The organism is Sphingobacterium sp. Mn56C, from assembly GCF_049319645.1.
GTDB lineage: Bacteria > Bacteroidota > Bacteroidia > Sphingobacteriales > Sphingobacteriaceae > Sphingobacterium.
Window position 1 is genome coordinate 1,441,660 of the sequence record NZ_JBMOUC010000001.1, and the last position, 18,935, is coordinate 1,460,594.

Below are 18,935 nucleotides of genomic sequence, written 5' to 3' on the forward strand. Positions count from 1 at the left end.
ATATTAAGCTTCTGCAACTTTTTTATCTTCCACATTGGTTTTTCTGTTTTTATCCCATAGCATCATAAACAGCCCTATTGCGATCCAAACAAACTCGCGTATGCGTGTCGCCAAGCCAATAAATACGCCCACCGACGCCGTATAGCCAATACTTGCCATCGCCATCGCCATGCCCCCTTCCCTTGTGCCTAGCTGCATCGGCAAGAAGAAGATTAGATTGGCAAAGAGCGAAGAACCTGAGCTTACCAGCAGAGCATCCATATAAGACATATCTATGCCCAAGGCTATAGCAATAAAATATATTTCGGCGCAGCCAACAACCCGAGCAAAAAACTCCCAGGCTAGCGCGCTGTAAAATTTAGGACGCCGCCGACTGTACAACGCCCTAATCTGCGTATCCACATCCTGTAGCATTGGTTGCTCCCTTTCTGCAAAAGCTTTGATTTTAGTACCTACAAAAGGTAATTTTGCCAGATTTTGCATTACACTTACCACCAGCCCCTTTTTATACAGCCTAGAAAACCAGGAAATTAAAACGACTGCCATCAGGATAATTACAATACATGCCGTTGTCACCATACTACTACTAGGCACAAACCAAACTATCAAACCTACCGACAGCACCCAAAACAGGAGATGCGATAAAATATGCATCATCGTGTATAAAAGTACCGACGACCCCGCTTTGGCAGCGCCGACATGTTGCTTAAGCGCCATAATACGGTACGGTTCGCCACCCAATGCCACAAAGGGTGTTATGTAGTTTATGGCATAACCGGAAACAGTAAGCTGAAAAATCTTGGCAAACGGTACATACGTCGAGGCATTTCCCTTCTCTACAATAATATCCTGAAAAGCTTTAGCATTCATGAAATAGATGACCAACCAGCTCAGTACTACCGGCAAAAACCACCATCCAGTCTGTTTAATATTATGCCAAATTTGATCCACACCTAAGGAGTACACCATATAGCCCAACAGACCTATTCCCAATAAAAAGAATAGTATTTTATAGGTCTTGCCCATAGGTATCCCCTCTTTCGATTGCATCTACAAAGAAACTACTCACCCTTTCCTGACGCTGTACCATATACATAAGTATAGGCGTTAATACCATGATATCAAAAACAAAATACAACCATACTTGGTCTATAAACAACCATAAAAATAAAAAGATAACCCGCGTATTAAACTGTACAATATTGGTATACTTCATAAGCGGTTTATTCTTAGCACGGAAGTCATGCACCAACTGCATAGGCATAACCTTTGGGAAATGTGTTTTTACCAACTGCAGCAAACGCTGTAACTTTGGGGAAAGATTTTCCTGCATCCGGGTATACCCCAAATAGCCATTAAGCACAAACTTCTGAAAAGTATCTTTACGCCAACTTAACTGCACAAATTCGGCATTTAGATCCTGGCTATTGTCTAGCTCAGAACCCGAGGCACCCTTAATAAAATACAAATGCACATTTCGATAGTAGTCGGCCATTGCCGATTGGAAGACATGCGCCACGCCGGCCAATACGCCAAAAATCCATATCCATGCCCCCCATCCCTGCTCCATCAGGCGCAAACATAAGGCAATATGTATAGAAGCAAACCAAAAATCACCGGCAAAGCCATCGAGTATACGTCCAAAGCGGCTTTTATTATCCGTCATCCGCGCCAGCTGCCCATCCGCCGAATCAAGGGAATTTGCAAATACCAATAGCAACATCCCGATACCATTTATCCGTAAGTCTTGGTAGTAAAAGAGGACCCCTGCTGCAACGCCAAAAAATATGCTGATGATGGTAACGGCATTCGGGGTGATGCCGATACGAGCGCATACTTGCGCTATACGGAAGCCTATAGGCCTATAAAACCAAATATCAATACGCTCTTCGGTATCATTAGATTTTAGCGACTGCTCGAAGGCTGTTTCGTGTTCTGTATTAAGCATGTGGAAATAAGGTTTGTTGCGTATGCTGATTTATAGATTGCAGCAGATGCGCTGTTATCGCTGTTGCGGCCTCCGCCCGGCAGGGGGCAAAACTCGGCCAATCGTTGAGGTCAATAAGATGAAAATCTCCATTCGGGCCGATAATAACATCGCCACCATAGATTTCTACTTGCAGCACCCGGGCAGCCTCATGGGCAACATGTTTCAGGGCATTCAAGTCAAAAGGGTAATGTACAGGTTTTCCATTGATGGCTTCATAAGCCGTATACTTATGATGATTAAACTCGTAAGGGTAAAACCAATAGAAAAAGTCCGTTCCTCGAACGGCATAGAATTTTAATAAATCGCCATGCAGATGCTCCGATACTACCGCTTCCGTAATACCACGTAGCGCATATTCCTGTAAAATCTGCTGCGCCTCCTTCGCCGAAGCGGCAAAAGAAACATCTTCTTTATGAATGGCATGGAAGTCGCCACGTTTTAACCATACCCCCCCATTCTGCAGCGCTGCAAACGTATCGTCTACAAGTTCCGTTGTCTGCAGCACCTTACTACGCGGATATGGCACACCCGCCTGCAAGAGTGCCAGCGTCATATTCTTACGAAAACAATTCGCAACGCCAAAAGCCGAATTTATAACCCGCACACCGGCATCCTCCAAAGCCTGCAGGCGCTCCAGCAGCAGCATACTGCGGCCCATGGAAACTATCAGCTCCTGACGCAGCACCGTCATCTTCAAAAAATCATCCTCCGAGCAGATTTCAATATCTGCCCCCAACAGCGTCAGTTTATCACATACCGCATTTAAGATGGCGGCATCATTGCCGATATGGTTGGGCGAATAGGTATTTTTCCGTGTTATTACAAGTATCTTCATCGCGCTAACTTTCGGTTTTCAAAAATTCTTCTGCCGTAGTCATGTCATAAACATGATCTACATCCACAACTTTACCAAAAACATGGGCTTTTACCTGCAGCCCAGCCGTTAAAAGGCTGCGCTGGTAGTTGCGCATACGGCTAATTCCCGAGGCAACACAAGGATAAACGGCTGCAAGTGCTTCCCTACGTAAACCATATATGCCGGCGGATACATAAGCTGCAGATCCTGCTGCATCGGCATCCTGCAAATCGTAAAAACCACGTACCTGCAATTCCGAATCTACCGCCACAAATAACGGGCTTTCATCGTCCACAAACGGGGTAACGCCCATATAAGCGTCACTATCAGGCGATGCCCGAAAGCCTGCCAAGTAATTGGAAAAGTCCTGTTCTAAAAATACCGTATCCGTCGTCGTCACCACACAGGACTCCCAATCTGGGTTTTGCTGCGTTAAAACCTCCAAGCTATGTAAAGAACTTAAGGTATCCTGTACAGACACCCGAACAGGCACGGCAAACATTGTCGCATTTAAATAATCCTTTAAAGCGGGCGTTTGGCCGTTGATAAGCACATGAACACATGTGGCACCCTGATGGGCAAATATGGTAATCAGTCGCTCAATCATAGGTATCCCCAGCAATGGCAGCATCGGTTTTGGAACGGCCAATCCTTCCTCCCTTAAACGCGACCCTTCGCCAGCAGCAATAATGGCAAATTCCATAGTTTAAAAATTAGTGTTATAGCAGATATAAACAAAATTACAAGCCTGGCCCTTATTAAACAAGGCCAGGCCATACTATACGTCCTTAAATTGGGCTACGATTGAATCGTCTCAATAAGCTCTTGGTAATAATCTAAACCCAAGTGAGTTATTAAATCCTCTCCCATAATATGGCGTAAGGTATTTTGCAATTTCATAAGCTGTTTAAAGATATCATGCTCGGCAGGTAAACCCGGCGCCGTCTGCGGTGCTTTCAAGTAAAAGGAAAGCCACTCTTGTACACCCGAAAGCTCAGCACGCTGTGCTAAATCTATAAATAAAGCTAAATCTAAAACTATAGGCGCCGCTAAGATCGAATCACGACACAAGAAATTGATTTTGATCTGCATTTTATACCCCAACCAACCGAAGATATCAATATTGTCCCACGATTCTTTGTTGTCACCATGCGGTGGATAGTAGTTAATGCGTACTTTATGGTATAAATCACCATACAATTCCGGATTTTTCTCGGCATTTAATATCTCCTCCAAAACAGACAATTTAGAAACCTCCTTGGTTTTAAAGTTATCCGGATTATCTAAAACCAAACCATCACGGTTGCCTAAAATATTTGTCGAGAACCATCCTTCCACACCAAGTGCACGCGCTTGCAAGCCTGGAGCAACTATTGTTTTCATCAAAGTTTGACCGGTTTTAAAATCCTTACCGGCAATAGGCACACCCCGCTCCAGCGCAAGCTCCACAATGGCAGGCACATCACAGGTAAGATTCGGCGCACCGTTAACATAAGGAACACCCTCTTGTAAAGCGGCATAACAATAAACCATACTTGGTGGAATCTGTTGATCGTTGCGATCAAAAGCATCCTCTAATTTCGCTAAGCTCGAAAAAATCTCCTCCGATTCGATGTACTTCTCCGTAGATCCACACCATACAATTACGACACGATCTAAACCATTCTGCTCTTTAAATGCACGAATATCCTGGCGAACGGCTTCTACCAACTCACGGCGTGTGTTTTCGCTTTTAATATGCGTGCCATCCAGGTTTTTAACAAAATTGGGGTCAAATACGGCCTTCATAGGCTGTATTCCCTCCAACACTTCTTTTACGCTATCCAACTGAGCCTGCTCCAATACCCTAGCATTTGAGGCTGCCTCGTACACATTATCGGCGTATACATCCCAGCCACCAAAAACGATATCTTCCAATTTAGCAAGCGGCACAAAGTCTTTAATCAATGGATTCCTATCGTCGGTACGCTTGCCTAAGCGAATACGGCTCATCTGCGATACCGAGCCTATAGGCTGCGATAATCCTTTATTAATAGCGGCTACTCCGGCAATAAGCGTTGTCGCCACAGCGCCCAAACCTGGCATTAAGATGCCCAATTTACCTACAGCTGGTTTTACATTTTTCTCCATGTTTTTTAGTAGACTTTAGTTGTTCTAGTTTAGTTATTGAACTGTATTTTAAATTTGATTGAGAACAAATATTAAACTTTAGACCAAAGAAGTCAATAGGTCAAAAGTAAAAATAATAAAAATGACAGATGGATTACATCCGCAATGCTTCTATAGTTGAAATAAAGAGACCATCATCCTGCCCTATTTAGGTTTAATTCTAGGTAGGCCTGCTTATTCGGAACATAACCTAGCATTGTGTAATTAAAATGTTAATTTATCTATTATTAATAATTTATGCAACAAATAAGAAAAATATCCGGTTTAATATTTGTTTTATTTTCGTTTGTAGATGCATGAAATATCGGCTCAGGTAAAAGTGCATATGTATAGATAGGCTGCTCCTGGCGCTGTGGGGCTGCTGTGGGGTGCAGCAGGGTGCTAATGCATTTTAGCGCTTCTTATATTTTTCAAAAAATTATAAACCATTTTGATTTGCTTGTGTTCTTTAAGTACTACACTTTAAAAAGCACTGGAACCGCTGCTACATACATCATTGTTCCGCTAAAAAACATGTTTATATGCTCAAAAATAGAACTATTATTATTTCAAATCGCTTACCTATTCGAATCGAACGCCACAATAACGACTTAATTTGTATCCCGAGTGAGGGCGGACTTGCAACAGGGTTGGGGTCGGTTTATAAACTCAATGGAAACGTATGGGTAGGCTGGCCGGGTATTGTACCCAATGATGAGGCGGAGGCGGAGCAAATAACGGCGCTCTTAAAACCCCATAATCTGGTGCCTATATTTTTGACGGAGGAGGAGATACAGGGTTATTATGAGGGCTTTTCTAATGAAATATTATGGCCTATTTTTCATTATCGACCTTCTTATGCGCAGTACAATAGTAGCTATTGGGAATTGTACCAGCAGGTGAACGAAAAGTTCGCTGCCGTTGCGCATAGCTTAAACCTTACCTCGGCAGATAATATTTGGATACATGATTACCAGCTAATGCTTCTGCCACAGATGATTCGAAATTATGCGCCTGCATCTAGTATCGGTTACTTTCAGCATATCCCTTTTCCGGCGGATGAGGTTTTCCGAAATATCCCCTGGAAGGATGAGCTGCTAAAAGGGGTTTTAGGTGCCGATTTAATTGGTTTTCATACCTACAACGATACACTTCATTTCTTCTACTCCTGCACGCATATCTTGGGTGTGCCGGTACGTAATAATTCCATACAGATGGATGGCCGTAGTGTTTATACCGATGTTTTTCCGATGGGTATAGATTATGAAAAGTTTAATAAACTCTCCCAATCGGATTCAATAAGGCAGCGTGCAAAAGAGATTCGAAGTCAATATGCGGATAACAAATTTATTTTGAGTATCGACCGTTTGGATTATAGTAAGGGTATTATAGAGCGCCTGGAAGCGTATGAAAGCTTACTCACATCGTACCCGGACTTATATGGAAAGGTGGTGCTTTATATGTTGGTGGTGCCCTCGCGGGATAGTGTGCCGCAATATATGTCGCTGCGCGATGATATCGATCGTAGGGTGGGCCATATTAATGCGGTGTATGGCGACAATGAGTGGCTTCCTATTGCGTATTTTTATAATTCCTTTCCCGAGGAGGAGCTTTCTGCACTCTACCTGGCGGCGGATGTGTGTTTGGTTACCCCCCTGCGCGACGGCATGAATTTGGTTAGTAAGGAGTATGTCGCTAGTAAGGAGACGGATACAGGTGTATTGATACTTAGCGAGCTTGCTGGTGCGGCTAAAGAATTAACGGGTGCGCTGATTGTTAACCCGAATGCTACAGCGCAAATTCGAGAGGCCCTGAAAAGAGCCATAGAAATGCCAGAGGACGAACAGCGCCAACGGATGGACGAAAACCTGCAGATTGTACGTAAGTTTAATATTCAGCATTGGGTAAAGTTATTTCTAAAAACTTTGCATGAGGTGAAGTTACAGCAGAAAAGGGAGCTTTCGCGCAAAATTAGTGCCTCGCATCAACAGGAGTTTTTACTGCAGTTTAAAAACAGTAATAGACGGTTATTTCTGCTGGATTATGATGGTACATTGGTGGATTTTAAAAACGATGCCATGGCGGCTTCGCCGGGTAACGGCTTGTATGAGATGCTGACAACGTTAAAGGCCGATCCGAAAAATTTATTGATCATTATTAGTGGTAGACCAATGGAAACAATGGATGCTTGGTTTGCACAGAAGGGGTATTTTGTGGTGGCTGAACATGGTGCATGGCAGAATTATCCCGACTATAGTTGGCATAGTAAAAAGGATATTTCTACGCGCTGGAAAATACCCATTCAGCATGTGCTGGAGAAATTTACCTTTCGCACGGTTGGGTCTTTAATAGAGGAAAAAACATACTCCCTCGCTTGGCATTATCGAAAAGTGCAGGCGGGTCTGGGTACGCAACGTGCGCATGAGCTTGCCGACAACTTACGTTACTTGCTGCAACATTATGCTTTGCATTTATTGCATGGCGACCAGGTGATAGAGATTAAAAGTGGTGAGGTAAACAAGGGTAAAGCGGCAAAGGATATTATTGCCATGTTTAACCCTGATTTTATTTTTGCAATGGGCGATGATATTACCGACGAGGATATGTTTCAGGAGCTGCCTGCGGAGGCTCTTACCGTAAAGGTGGGTAACAAAAAGACGGCAGCGCGGTACTTTGTGGAGAATCAGCAGCAGGCGCTTAGTGTATTGAACTTTTTTGTAAACAATATAGATGCTGAATAGGCTTCTAAATTTATGTAAATAGTGACCCAATGAAGAAAAGACATACGTACGACAGTGGTATAATTGGAAACTGCGCCTTTATAGCGCATGTAGAAAAAAATAGTAATATCAATTGGTTATGCTGGCCTAGCTTTGAGGATAGCTTTATCTTCGGTGGTTTGTTGGATAAACAGCAGGGTGGCCAGTTCTCCATTCTTCCACCCAAGGAGATTACACAGAGTCAACAAGCTTACCTGGAGAATACGAATATTTTAACTACAACGATAACCTCGGAGGATGGTAGTTATAAGATTACGGACTTTGCACCCCGGTTTGAGCAGTATGAGCGCTATTATAAGCCTTTAATGTTGATTCGTAAGGTGGAGCCTGTGGAGGGGCACCCTAAAATTAAGGTGCGCTGCGAACCGGTGCTTGACTATGGGGGATCGAAATTCGCTAAATATCGCGGTAGCAACCATATCGAGTTTGTGAAGGGGGATGTTAAAATGCGCCTCGCCACAAATATGCCGATAAGTCATTTTTTTGATAATATGCCTATTGTTTTGGACAGAACAATTTACCTGATATTAACCTATGGTACGCCCTTTGAAGCGCCTATAGAACGTACCGCAGAGGATTTCCTTTTGCGGACTAAAAAATATTGGCAGCACTGGGTGAAAGAGGCTTCCATACCTGCTTTTTACCAAAGGGAGGTTATTCGCTCGGCATTGGTGCTTAAGTTGCACCAGTATGAGGATACAGGCGCCATAATTGCAGCCAGTACCATGGCTTTACCCGAATTTCCGGGCTCGGGCCGCAACTGGGATTACCGCTATTGCTGGCTCCGAGATAGCTATTATGTGCTTACGGCTTTAAGTCATATTGGTCATTTTGAAGAAATGGAACGTTATGCTTCTTATATTGCCCAGATTACACAGACTGATGCGGGGAGGTTGCAGCCTTTGTATGGTATTATGGGTAAAAGTCGACTTACGGAATCTTTATTGGATCACTTGGATGGCTACCAGGGTAATAAACCCATACGCTTAGGCAATCAAGCGTTTGAACATATACAAAATGATGTTTACGGGCAGGCATTGGTTGCCTTACTGCCCTTGTTTACAGACTATAGATTTAGGTACCAAAATGTGCATATCGCCGAAGAATGGACGAACTTTATCTTGCAGAAAATTGAGAGCACAATCGATGAAGCGGATGCTGGAATTTGGGAGTTTCGGAATTTTGAAAACCAGCACTGTTACTCCAACCTTTTCCAGTGGGCTGGCGCTTCTGCTGCCTTAAAAATTGGTAAGCAATATGGTTTCACCGCTATTATTGAACAAGCCGAAAGATTGCGTGCCAAGGCTAGTGCGCATATCGAAAACTGCTTCGATCCAAAACGTGCTGTCTACGCGCATGCTGTGGGCAGTGCACATTTGGATGCTTCTACCCTACAGCTTATTATGATGAATTACCTCGATCCACAGAGTGATAAGGCTAAAAAACATCTTCAGGAGCTCGAAAAGGAACTCAAGGGCGAGCATGGCTTGTTTTACCGTTACCTTCATACTGACGATTTCGGAAAGCCTAAATCTACATTTTTGGTGTGTGCATTTTGGTATGTGGAGGCTTTAGCTTGTGTGGGACGTCTTGAGGAGGCGAAAGCTGTATTTAAGGAGTTGCTGGCTTTTGCTAATGATTTGATGTTATTTTCAGAGGATGTAGATGATCAAGATGGTAGCCAATGGGGCAATTTCCCGCAGGCGTATAGCCATGTAGGCTTGGTAAATGCTGCCTATCGTATCGGCACTAAACTGGATAACCCAACCTTCTTTGATGGGCTTTATGAATAGCTTAACGGTTAAATGGCTGCTTTTTTAGCGAAACGCGGTTTTTATTACGTTAGCTGCGCGATGTTTAGATCAGGCTATAATTGGCTCCCGCTGAATTTTAAGGGTTAGGGAGCCAATATTTTTTACTGCGATTACTTATTAGGGCAGCATACTGGCGCTGTGCATAGCAAAAGGCATCTTTGTTTTTTCTAATCTCCAGCGTGTTTTCTTCTTACATATGCTAATATGTTTTCGAGGGTACACGCAATTACTACTGCCCGTCCTATACCGCGAAAAATAGGCTACTGTTGGCAATATATCGCTGCTGTGCTGTTTTCATTGACCGGTTTAGCTGGCAGAAAATTAGCCGATAGATGATCCAAATAAAGCTTTTTATAACGCTCTATACGTTCCTGCGTGACATTTTTCTCTACATCATGGAAATGGATACCCTTTATTCTTTCGAGGGCCAAAAAGGCATTCATACGGTGGAAGCCAAATAGTATACCATCGTCAACACTGGTTTGATTAAAAAACTCTCCAGGATGCGTGAATGCAGCCTCTGGCGCATTCCATGTGGTCGTTACCATATAGCTACGCCCTTGCAACATACCGCCAGTACCGTAACTAGAATCGGGATTTTCCTTTTTTCTACCATCGCTGTAATACATCCCTTTCCGGTGCCCTGCCGTGAATACCAAGTCTATGTATTTCTTCAGGCGATAGGGCATGGAGAACCACCATACCGGGAAATGGTATATTACCACATCGGCCCACACATAATTTTCTACCTCCTGCTCTGGATTAAACTCGCTGTTTATATCCGTAAATCGTACCTTAAAACCTTGTTCCTCCGTGAAAAATTGTGTATCCAAATCGACCAATGTTTGGTTAAGCCTTCCTCCTGAATGCGCAAATTTTTGCCCGCCATTGAGTATAAAAATATTTTTCATCTTTCTTATTTTTAAAATGTAAAACAAAATTAGCTCGCATTATATTATAATAAAAATAACATAACTTTACATTATGTATAATATTTATTAGAGATGCAAGGGAATTTAGAATGGTTTAGGACGTTTAGAATGGTGTACGAATTGGGTACCATGAGTGGTGCCGCCAAGGCATTGCATATTTCTCAGCCTGGGGTGGGTTTACATTTAAATGCCCTAGAGTTGTACACGGGTTTTCCGCTCTTCGAGCGTACGGCGCGAAAAATGATCCCTACGGAAAGGGGGAAACTGCTGTATCAGCAGCTTTTTGGCGCCTTAGATTGCCTGCTGGATATTGAAATGCGCTTCCAGAAAAAAGGCGGTCCGCATAAAGCTACCGTAGCTATTGGCATGTGTGTAGAGACTTTTCAGCAGATCTTGGAAAAGCATATCCCTTTTTTGAATTTTAACCTGAGTATACAGTTTGATAGCGATGCTGTTTTGTTGCAACGCTTGGAACAGGGGGCCCTGGATCTTGTGTTAACGGGTAAAACAAGAGCAAAAAAGGGGCTTGAATTTACAGCACTGGGCATGGAAAAACTTATTCTCGCTGCCGGAAAACATACGGATATTCGTGATTTTCAAACTGCCAATACGAGGAAATTACAACAGTGGTTAAAAGGCCAGCGCTGGTATGCTACGGCGGCAGATATGGAGGTCCTTAATAGATTCTGGGAAATAAACTTTAATAGCCGCCCGGATTTTGTACCCAACTTTATTGTACCCAATAAATTTTCCATCAATCGTTGCTTATCTATTGGTGAAGGCTTGGCTGTACTTCCCGATTTTCTTTGCAATGATGCTATAAAAAATGGCGATATTATCCCTTTGTGGCAGGGATATCAGTCTTATGAAAAACCACTTTTTTTAGGCAAAAGAAGCGCATTTTTGTTTAAGGATGAGGTTCAACAGTTGGAGGAGATATTTATCGAATCGTACCAGCAATTGGTACCTTTATCCGTGTAAGCTGCCTGCAAGACTATTGCTTTTGCCAAGAGTCTTGCAGGAATGGTCTCCATTAGTTGGAGGCATATAGCTTGTTGCGACTAAAAAACGATGCCAGCAGCAGCACAAAGATTACGAGTGGTGCAATAACTGCCGACAGGGGGTCGCCGGATGCTGCATGTGCTATGGCGGCCGAGATAAAAGAAATGGATAAACCAATATAGGCCGTGTCTTTAATAAAATGGTTTGGAATCCATAAACCTATAGCAGCCAGAAGTTTGGCCAGCGCTAACTCGATACGGAAATAATCGGGGAAACCTAAATGCTGAAAACCTTCCTTAAGCTCGGGTTTAGTAAGATAACTGTATGCCGAAAATACCATTAACAGCGATAACAATACAGTGGTTAGGTAATAGGTGATTTTTGTTGCTTTCATTTTTTATTTTATGTTTATAGCGACAAATCTAGGTATATTTACTATCCAATTATTAGTACTATACAAAAGGTTAGTAGTAACATTTGGGTTAGTACAGGGTTTAAAGATTAAAATTTATGGACAAAATAGCCTTTAATGGAGCGCAATGTTCTGGCCATTTAGCATCGGTAGAAGATGCGCTTTATGTAATTGGGGGCAAATGGAAATTGCGGATTATAACCGCTTTATTGAGCGGACATATTCGCTTTAATGATTTGCAACGTACGATTAAGGGTATATCAGCGCGGGTATTATCCAATGAACTTAAACAGTTGGAGTTAAACAGCCTGGTAAAGCGTTTGGTGCATACCGATAGTACGCCGGTTAGTATTGAATATCAACCCACAGCCTATGCGACTACCTTAAGCACCGTCCTTATTGCCCTGGGCGACTGGGGTAAAAAACACCGCGAAAAAATTACAGCTAAATAGGGCTATGTACGGGCTCACTTCCAGGCTAAATTTGGTATTGCGGCGGTATGAAAGTGGCTTCGTATGGTGTCTATAATTCTGGTAATCTTTTCAGACTTAGCTGTAGCTTTGGGATGTGTGTGTAAAAAATCGAAATATCCGGCCAGGGCTTTTTTTAGTTCAGATTGGATTTCATTTTCATCCATCATTTGATTGGCTGACAAATCCAACAGGTAGTAGATGGAACGTAATAACAGGCGTTCCGTATTTTCTATATCACCAGTTTCTGCATAGGTATTTGCCAGGTTAGTACAGGAAATAATAAAAACCTGCATAAAAGGAATGTGGAGTTTTTTGCAGTGCTTAGCATATCTGTTCAGAAATTCCGCTTGTTGCAGCGCCTCCGCATAGCCTGGTAGAGCCTCATCAAAGTTACCGCGCATAAAGTGTTCGTTGGTCGTAATCATAAGCTGTTGCCAGCTTTTTTCGGCAGCATAAATCAGGTTGTCCCTCATCTTACAATCCTTTCGTTTTCACTTTTAAAATCTTAATTGCCCGCTTTAGTTGGTTAATTTGTCCTAACTGTTGGGTTGCTTTCCGTATATCCTTGCGCATTAAATCGGTATCGCGTATGCCTCGTTCTAGGTTTCTTTTATTCTGTTCTAAAAATTCGATAACGTAGTCCATATGTAATAAGTTTAAACAAAAATAGTAAAACAAAACATAATTGTTAGTAAAAACTAACAATTTATTACCACTTATGGCTGTTACCCGGCTAGGGCACAAACTATCCAACGCTATAGGGCTTTTATGATACTGTACAACATCTCAGGCTGCCATTCCTTTATTTTTTCATGGCGCTCAGCCTGCATAAGAGCAGCAATTATCAAGACAATGTCATAGCATTGTTAAAGGCTGTTAAATTAGCTTTATACCCAAAATAAAGGCATAGCAATTGCGTTATTTCTGTAGTTTCATATTTAGTTTAATAATTGGTTAGTTTAGTAAAGACGCCTAAGGATCCCCACCTTAGGCGTTTTTTCATAAATCAATTGTATACAGCCCGTTTTACCTTGGATTTTGCATCAAATTATTTTTTGCGATAACGGTATATGGAATTAAAAAAGTATAACGCCTATCACCTGGCGCTAAACTATACGTTTTCCCCATCAGGTTTCTATACAATGTCTTTGCCAGCTGTGGATCTTGGTTTAAACGTCGTAGGTCTGGCCATCGGATGCCTCCACGAAAGCAGAGCTGTTTGCGGCGCTCTTCCAATATACGTGCCAGCAGCTTATGTCCTGAAAGTTCCAGCCCAACAGGGATATAGGTGCCGCTACGCCAACGCGTCGCCAGGAGTTTGTTTAGCATGCCTCGAGCAGCACCCTCCTGCTCCAACCTTACCTGACACTCCGCTGCAATAAGGTACATCTCATCCACGGCAAGACCTCCAAAGAGTGGCGAATAGCGCTGTATCATAGAGCCCTTAAATCGAAAACCATTTCCATCCTTACGGAATAACACCGACCGTCGTAAATCATCCGGGCTATATAACGCTAGCAATGCGCTGTCTACCCAAGCGTAATCTGGCTTAAGCATGCCTTTGGAGGTCGACATACTGGCGTGTAACAAGACCTCCTTATTTAAACGAGCAAAAGGAAATTCGGCTGTCGTATCTAAGGTATTGTAATCTATCAACTCCGAGTGTTTGGCAAGTACCTTTTGCACCTGTTCTAAGGCCAACTTGTAGTCGCCCAGCTGCAAATGCAAACGTGCCAAGGCGGCATATGCTGTTGTTTTTGAGGGTCGCACTGCCGCAACAGTCTGCTCGGGGAGAAGCGCTGCCGCCTGAGATAGGTCTTTCAGAATATGCGTATAGGTTTCTAAAACGCTTGCCCGATGTAAGGGTTCATGGATATCTGCATGCATTTTTAAGGGTAGACCATAAGGAGAGTCCTCCATATTAGATACATAAGGGGGTGTAAATAACTGCGAAAGCGACAGGTATGTAAAACCTCTAAAAAATAATGCGCTTCCTTTTATAGCTTGCCGATGCTGCTCTGTTAAGCTGCCTACAGCTGCAGCATCCACCTCGTCGAGTACTACATTGCAGTAAAATATACGCTCATAACCATTCGACCAATCCCCCCCTTGCTGTGTGTTTTCTGCCCATATGTAGGTACTACGGGGCTCAATAAACAACGACAACCAGCTGGCATCGTCCAGTGTATAATAATCTGATCCATTTTCGCCGGCTACCGCATACCCATCCAGCATGCGAGACTCATTATCCAATAAAGCTTGAAGATCACGTAAGGTATGGGGTAAAACTAAGCTACCATCAGGCTTGGCATCTAAGAAACTGCTGCAGCGTACGGCTAATAGCAATATAACAACAGTTGATAGTACATATAAACTTTTCATAACATTAAAAATTAGCGGTTAAACCTAAAGACCACATCCTTCCTGGAGGGGTATTACTTTGCACCTCCGGATCCAGCCCCAATTTATTGGCACGCCAGAGTATACCTACATTTCGGGCATACAGCGTAAGTTGTAAATCTTTTATACCGCAATGCTGTAAAAGCGTCGGCTTGTCTGCAGTGATTATATAAGAGAAGTTAATATCCTGTAAACGAATATGATCTCCTCTCTCGGCCGTAAGCTCCGCATATTTGTACAAGCGGTCTCGCCACGAGTTGGCCGGATAGATTAACGACGGCACCGTCGTGTGCTGCTCATCGCCTTCCTGCTGCCAGCGCTGCCTATAATCCACATGCCCTACCTCGGCATCCTCAGACAGCAGTGGTTCGTAATTTATCGTTTCCCTTCGGAAATAATATCCAGCCTGATAGCTGATATTTACCGACAGGGATAAGTTCTTCCAGGCTAGGGTTTGTCGCAGCGATCCAAAGCAGGTTGGCAGTGCCGAGCCGTGATAGACCAGATCCGCAGGGGTAGTATTTTGTCGTATCTTAGCATAATCTGTCGTCGCTTCGCCATTCACATAACCGATAGGGTTACCATTTTTAGGATCAAGGCCACCCCAGCGGAAGCTAAAAAATGGATAGGCAGAACGCCCTTCAACAGGTAGAATCATATTGCCCACACTGGGCCATTTTCCAGGCAACCGGCCTTCACTAAGGTACCTCAGCACCCGATTACGGTTTAGGGATAACATGAAATTAGTCGTCCAGTCGAGGCTTCCACTTTGGTACTGTGCCTGCAGCGTAAGCTCCACCCCCCTGTTGCGCACAACGGCGCTATTTAGCGCTACACTACGGATACCGATTGTCGGATCCGTATCGACCTGACTGATCAAGTCTCTTGATGTCTTTTGGTAATAAGCTATACTTCCGGAGAGGTAATTTCCGGTAAGGGCAAAATCCATGGCAAGGTTAAAGGTCGAAACCTTCTCCCAGTGCAAAGTAGGATTTGGCGGATTGTTGACCTTAGCATAGGGAAAGCGCCCTGTAGTACTTATACCCGAATAGCGCAGTGTGGTTATGGCAGGCCGGTTTGTGGCCGCATTACCACTATAGCCAAACGTGGCTCGCATTTTTAATACCGGCAGTTCAGGAAATACATAAAAATCCTCGGCAGCCATATTCCATAAGGCTCCAACCGACCATAAGGGGGTCCACCTGTTGTTGGTACTTACACCAAACAAATTGGATGCATCACGGCGCAAAGATCCCGACAGGATATAGCGACTACCGTAGCTGTAAGAGACATTCGCAAAGACAGATACAAACCTATTTACCGTCAAGGTTTCAGGTTTTGCCCCAGGGATAAAGGTGGGCCAACTTAGGTTATCATAGATTGGAAAGTTATCCTGATAATTGACATTGCTGCTGCTCAAGGTTTCAGGATCGTAGCCATACAAGCGTACTGAGTTGCTCTCCTCCTGCTGATGCCTTATTTCCATTCCGAACAAAGCCACCAGGCCGTGGCTCCCGCGGTGTAGGTCGGTATTTAACTGCCCCCGTAGCGACTGGGCTTGTAAAGCATGTTGTGTACGGTCGAGTATTCCGCCGACGGGAATAGGTCTAAAGATTGCAGCCCTGTTAAGTTGGGTATACCGATTTACGAGGTTGCGACTATAATAACTATTTTCACCGAAAAACGCTACCTCCATACCGGGTTGCTTTTCGAATTGATAGTGTACCTCTGCAGTGAGTCCTTTAAAAAACAAGTATTTAAGCTGTGCATGTAGCAGCATATTGGTTTGCTCCTTATGGTTATCCAGCATATGACGGTCGTCTAATGGGCGGAAGCGCCAGTCGAGCAAATGCCCATCGTTCTCCACCGAGTCCAGGTAGTGCCTGTTATAGTCTCGCTCTACTACCAGTGCATTGCCCCTATCGTCGGCAAGCTTAGCATAGGGGTACATCGCGCGCCTATCCGTTAGCTGCAGCCTACTCAACGCATTCGCCGTAGTAAAGGAGTAACCAACGCGCCCGCCTACTGTCAGCTCCAGACCCTTTACTGGTCGAAAATTATTTTGCAGACTAAAGGTGAACCGGCGTAGAGAATTGCCTACTTGTGTATACAAATTCTTGTCGTAGCCCAAAGAATAGCGGGCGCTGTATTTCTCGGCACCACCGGTTAGCGCTAATGCATATTGTTGCTGTATACCATGACGGTAAAAATAGCGTTGCAGGTCTTGGCGAAGATCATGATTTCCATAGCTATCAAGCTGCGCTTCCAGTTCTTGATCAGTAATTTGCTGCTGTCGATGTTGCACCAGCAGCGCTACTACCGGCGTAACCGGTTTATGTTCTTTGGAATTTCTTAGTAGGGCATTATAAGCTCCTTTATCAAAAAGAAAACGCTCTACCTCGATAAATTCGGCTGGCGACATCTGCGCATGGTAGTACAGATTGTCTCTTTCCACGACGCTGATATTTGTTAGCACATTCACCTTCCAAAGGCTATTATATCGGCCTCTTTTTGTGGTGATAACAAGCACACCATTTCCGGCTTTTGCCCCCCAAATGGAGGCTGCTGCCGCATCTTTAAGTAAGGTAACACTTTCGACGTCAGCCGGATTTATACTATTTACATCTCCGGTAAATGGAAAATTGTCGACCACAATCAAGGGCCGCATATTCGTAAGTCCTACGCTACCAACACCACGCAGTAGCATGTTGTTTTCTTTACCCCCACGTTTATCGAAATATAAGGAGGGCATAATACCATCTAACCGCGATAATACACCTGTGCCCATCTGCCGATTAAACAGCTGTCGATCTACCTGTTCAAAAGATCCGGTAGCACGTTCTTTGGGCATCTTTTGGTAGCCTGTATTAATCAGGACTTCTTCAATAGTGCTAAAGGCTATAGGCAGGCTTACCTTGACTGAATCCTGCGATGCAGGAACCCTTAACGTTTTTGCTTCGAATCCCATTTTATGGAACTGCAGTATATACCTGTCTTTCAAGGATACTTTTAGGGTAAAAAAACCATTTTTGTTGGTATACACGGGTGTATTTTGTGCTACGTCTTGCACCATAACCTCGGCTATAGGCTGTTGATCTTTCTGACTTACGACCTGCCCGTAAATATATTTCTGCTGTGCCATGCTGCTAGTACAATAGAAAATACAACAAAACAGCAGCATACCCATGCTCATTTTTTTCTTCATAATAATTTTCCTTTGCGGCTTAATTTTATACGGCCAAGTCAGGGTTTCCACGTACAGGAACGATCAGCACCTTTACGGCTACTATTTTTCCGTTTTAGGATATTATCGATTTCCGTATTTACGACTTAAATGAGTTATTAAATGCGGTTACATCTTTTTACAAGCCTTTAAAAACAGGCCTTCATAGATTTGTTTACAGTGCCGCGGCAGTTGTTTCGCAGCCTGACGTTTACACGTTAAGATTCGTAAAATGGTAGCAGTACATAAACCCTATTGCTATAATTTAAACCAATTTCTATTTACATTATTGGGCCAATTAGCGATCCATATACTCGGCAAAGAAAGGAGGGATAATTTTATTTAGCCTTAAAGACTTGCTTATTCCGGCAATAAAAGCAGGTGATATATTTAATTGATAACAAATGGCGATACACATAATTCTATAAGGTGTATCTAAATTCTATTCGTAAAATGGGCAAAAATAAAATACTGGATTATATTTTTGCGGTATACGGGTTCGTCTATTTTACCTTCAAACATTCATCGGTTTCTTTGGTCTCATTGGTCTCATCGGTTTCAATGGTAAGTTTGAGGAGTCTAAGAAGTTTAGGTAGATTTTACATGGTTAATAATTTTTAAATACAAAATTTCAATACTTTTATTGGTGCTGTTGAGCGTAGCTGTACTACGTTTACGTTTTTTTTCTAACGCCAATTTTAGAATTTAGCGGAATAAAACTTGCCTACCTGCGGTTTATAAACTGCCTTATATACAACTTCGACAGCCGCTTACGGTTGTCTGTGCTTCGGCTGCCAATAGCAACTAAATTCAGTAATGGAGTTTTCATTTTAGCCTTCTTTACAGCGTAATCCGATAATCAAAGATAACTAATCGATAACAACTATAAACCTAAGATCCTTACC

The 18,935-nt window shown here is 43.2% G+C and carries 15 protein-coding genes; 4 read left to right on the forward strand and 11 right to left on the reverse strand.

All coding sequences use genetic code 11. From position 1 onward, the window contains the following. Window positions 1–3 precede the first annotated feature (3 nt). From ACL9RF_RS06085 to ACL9RF_RS06105, 5 genes are all read right to left on the reverse strand, one after another. Window positions 4–1,050 (reverse strand): lysylphosphatidylglycerol synthase transmembrane domain-containing protein, encoded by a 1,047-nt coding sequence (locus tag ACL9RF_RS06085; protein WP_422799710.1) that lies wholly within the window; start codon window positions 1,048–1,050, stop codon window positions 4–6. Further along, on the reverse strand, window positions 1,010–1,948 hold the full coding sequence (locus ACL9RF_RS06090; protein WP_422799711.1) for a CDP-alcohol phosphatidyltransferase family protein: 939 nt from the start codon (window positions 1,946–1,948) through the stop codon (window positions 1,010–1,012). The genes ACL9RF_RS06085 and ACL9RF_RS06090 overlap by 41 nt, the downstream gene beginning before the upstream one ends. Continuing rightward, a complete protein-coding gene (locus ACL9RF_RS06095) occupies window positions 1,941–2,825 on the reverse strand; it encodes a hypothetical protein (RefSeq protein WP_422799712.1) in 885 nt (294 codons plus the stop codon). Before ACL9RF_RS06095 ends, ACL9RF_RS06090 begins: the two co-directional genes overlap by 8 nt. Window positions 2,826–2,829: 4 nt before the next feature. After that, window positions 2,830–3,549, reverse strand: a complete 720-nt coding sequence (locus ACL9RF_RS06100; RefSeq protein WP_422799713.1) for a nucleotidyltransferase family protein — start codon at window positions 3,547–3,549, stop codon at window positions 2,830–2,832. A 95-nt stretch (window positions 3,550–3,644) separates the two neighbouring features. Beyond that, complete coding sequence (locus tag ACL9RF_RS06105) at window positions 3,645–4,976, reverse strand: inositol-3-phosphate synthase (RefSeq protein ID WP_422799714.1); 1,332 nt, start codon at window positions 4,974–4,976, stop codon at window positions 3,645–3,647. A 560-nt stretch (window positions 4,977–5,536) separates the two neighbouring features. Here ACL9RF_RS06105 and ACL9RF_RS06110 point away from each other — a divergent pair. Together ACL9RF_RS06110 and ACL9RF_RS06115 are read left to right on the forward strand one after the other, a co-directional pair. Beyond that, window positions 5,537–7,735: a bifunctional alpha,alpha-trehalose-phosphate synthase (UDP-forming)/trehalose-phosphatase gene (locus ACL9RF_RS06110; protein ID WP_422799715.1), complete on the forward strand. Its 2,199-nt coding sequence runs from the start codon at window positions 5,537–5,539 to the stop codon at window positions 7,733–7,735. Window positions 7,736–7,764: 29 nt separating this feature from the next. Continuing rightward, on the forward strand, window positions 7,765–9,567 hold the full coding sequence (locus ACL9RF_RS06115; RefSeq protein ID WP_422799716.1) for a glycoside hydrolase family 15 protein: 1,803 nt from the start codon (window positions 7,765–7,767) through the stop codon (window positions 9,565–9,567). Between the two features lie 281 nt (window positions 9,568–9,848). On the opposite strand, the gene ACL9RF_RS06120 is transcribed toward ACL9RF_RS06115, so the two are convergent. Then, window positions 9,849–10,499: an NAD(P)H-dependent oxidoreductase gene (locus ACL9RF_RS06120; RefSeq protein ID WP_422799717.1), complete on the reverse strand. Its 651-nt coding sequence runs from the start codon at window positions 10,497–10,499 to the stop codon at window positions 9,849–9,851. Window positions 10,500–10,592: 93 nt separating this feature from the next. On the opposite strand from ACL9RF_RS06120, the gene ACL9RF_RS06125 reads away from it, so the two are divergent. Then, window positions 10,593–11,501, forward strand: coding sequence for a LysR family transcriptional regulator (locus tag ACL9RF_RS06125; RefSeq protein ID WP_422799718.1), 909 nt, complete (start codon window positions 10,593–10,595; stop codon window positions 11,499–11,501). A gap of 52 nt (window positions 11,502–11,553) precedes the next feature. On the opposite strand, the gene ACL9RF_RS06130 is transcribed toward ACL9RF_RS06125, so the two are convergent. Further along, on the reverse strand, window positions 11,554–11,916 hold the full coding sequence (locus ACL9RF_RS06130) for a DoxX family protein (protein WP_422799719.1): 363 nt from the start codon (window positions 11,914–11,916) through the stop codon (window positions 11,554–11,556). Window positions 11,917–12,032: 116 nt separating this feature from the next. Here ACL9RF_RS06130 and ACL9RF_RS06135 point away from each other — a divergent pair, with 116 nt between their 5' ends. Further along, window positions 12,033–12,386, forward strand: a complete 354-nt coding sequence (locus ACL9RF_RS06135; protein WP_422799720.1) for a winged helix-turn-helix transcriptional regulator — start codon at window positions 12,033–12,035, stop codon at window positions 12,384–12,386. A 14-nt stretch (window positions 12,387–12,400) separates the two neighbouring features. Here the strand turns inward: ACL9RF_RS06135 and ACL9RF_RS06140 are convergent, their stop codons facing one another. From ACL9RF_RS06140 to ACL9RF_RS06155, 4 genes are all read right to left on the reverse strand, one after another. After that, entirely contained in the window at window positions 12,401–12,880 is a 480-nt protein-coding gene (locus ACL9RF_RS06140; protein WP_422799721.1) for a hypothetical protein, read from the reverse strand. A 1-nt stretch (window position 12,881) separates the two neighbouring features. Then, window positions 12,882–13,052: a hypothetical protein gene (locus tag ACL9RF_RS06145; RefSeq protein WP_422799722.1), complete on the reverse strand. Its 171-nt coding sequence runs from the start codon at window positions 13,050–13,052 to the stop codon at window positions 12,882–12,884. 381 nt (window positions 13,053–13,433) lie between these two features. Further along, a complete protein-coding gene (locus tag ACL9RF_RS06150; RefSeq protein ID WP_422799723.1) occupies window positions 13,434–14,789 on the reverse strand; it encodes a RagB/SusD family nutrient uptake outer membrane protein in 1,356 nt (451 codons plus the stop codon). Between the two features lie 4 nt (window positions 14,790–14,793). Beyond that, window positions 14,794–18,012 carry a SusC/RagA family TonB-linked outer membrane protein gene (locus ACL9RF_RS06155; RefSeq protein WP_422799724.1) on the reverse strand — a complete coding sequence of 1,073 codons (3,219 nt, stop codon included), beginning with the start codon at window positions 18,010–18,012 and terminating at the stop codon, window positions 14,794–14,796. Between the last annotated feature and the right edge of the window lie 923 nt (window positions 18,013–18,935).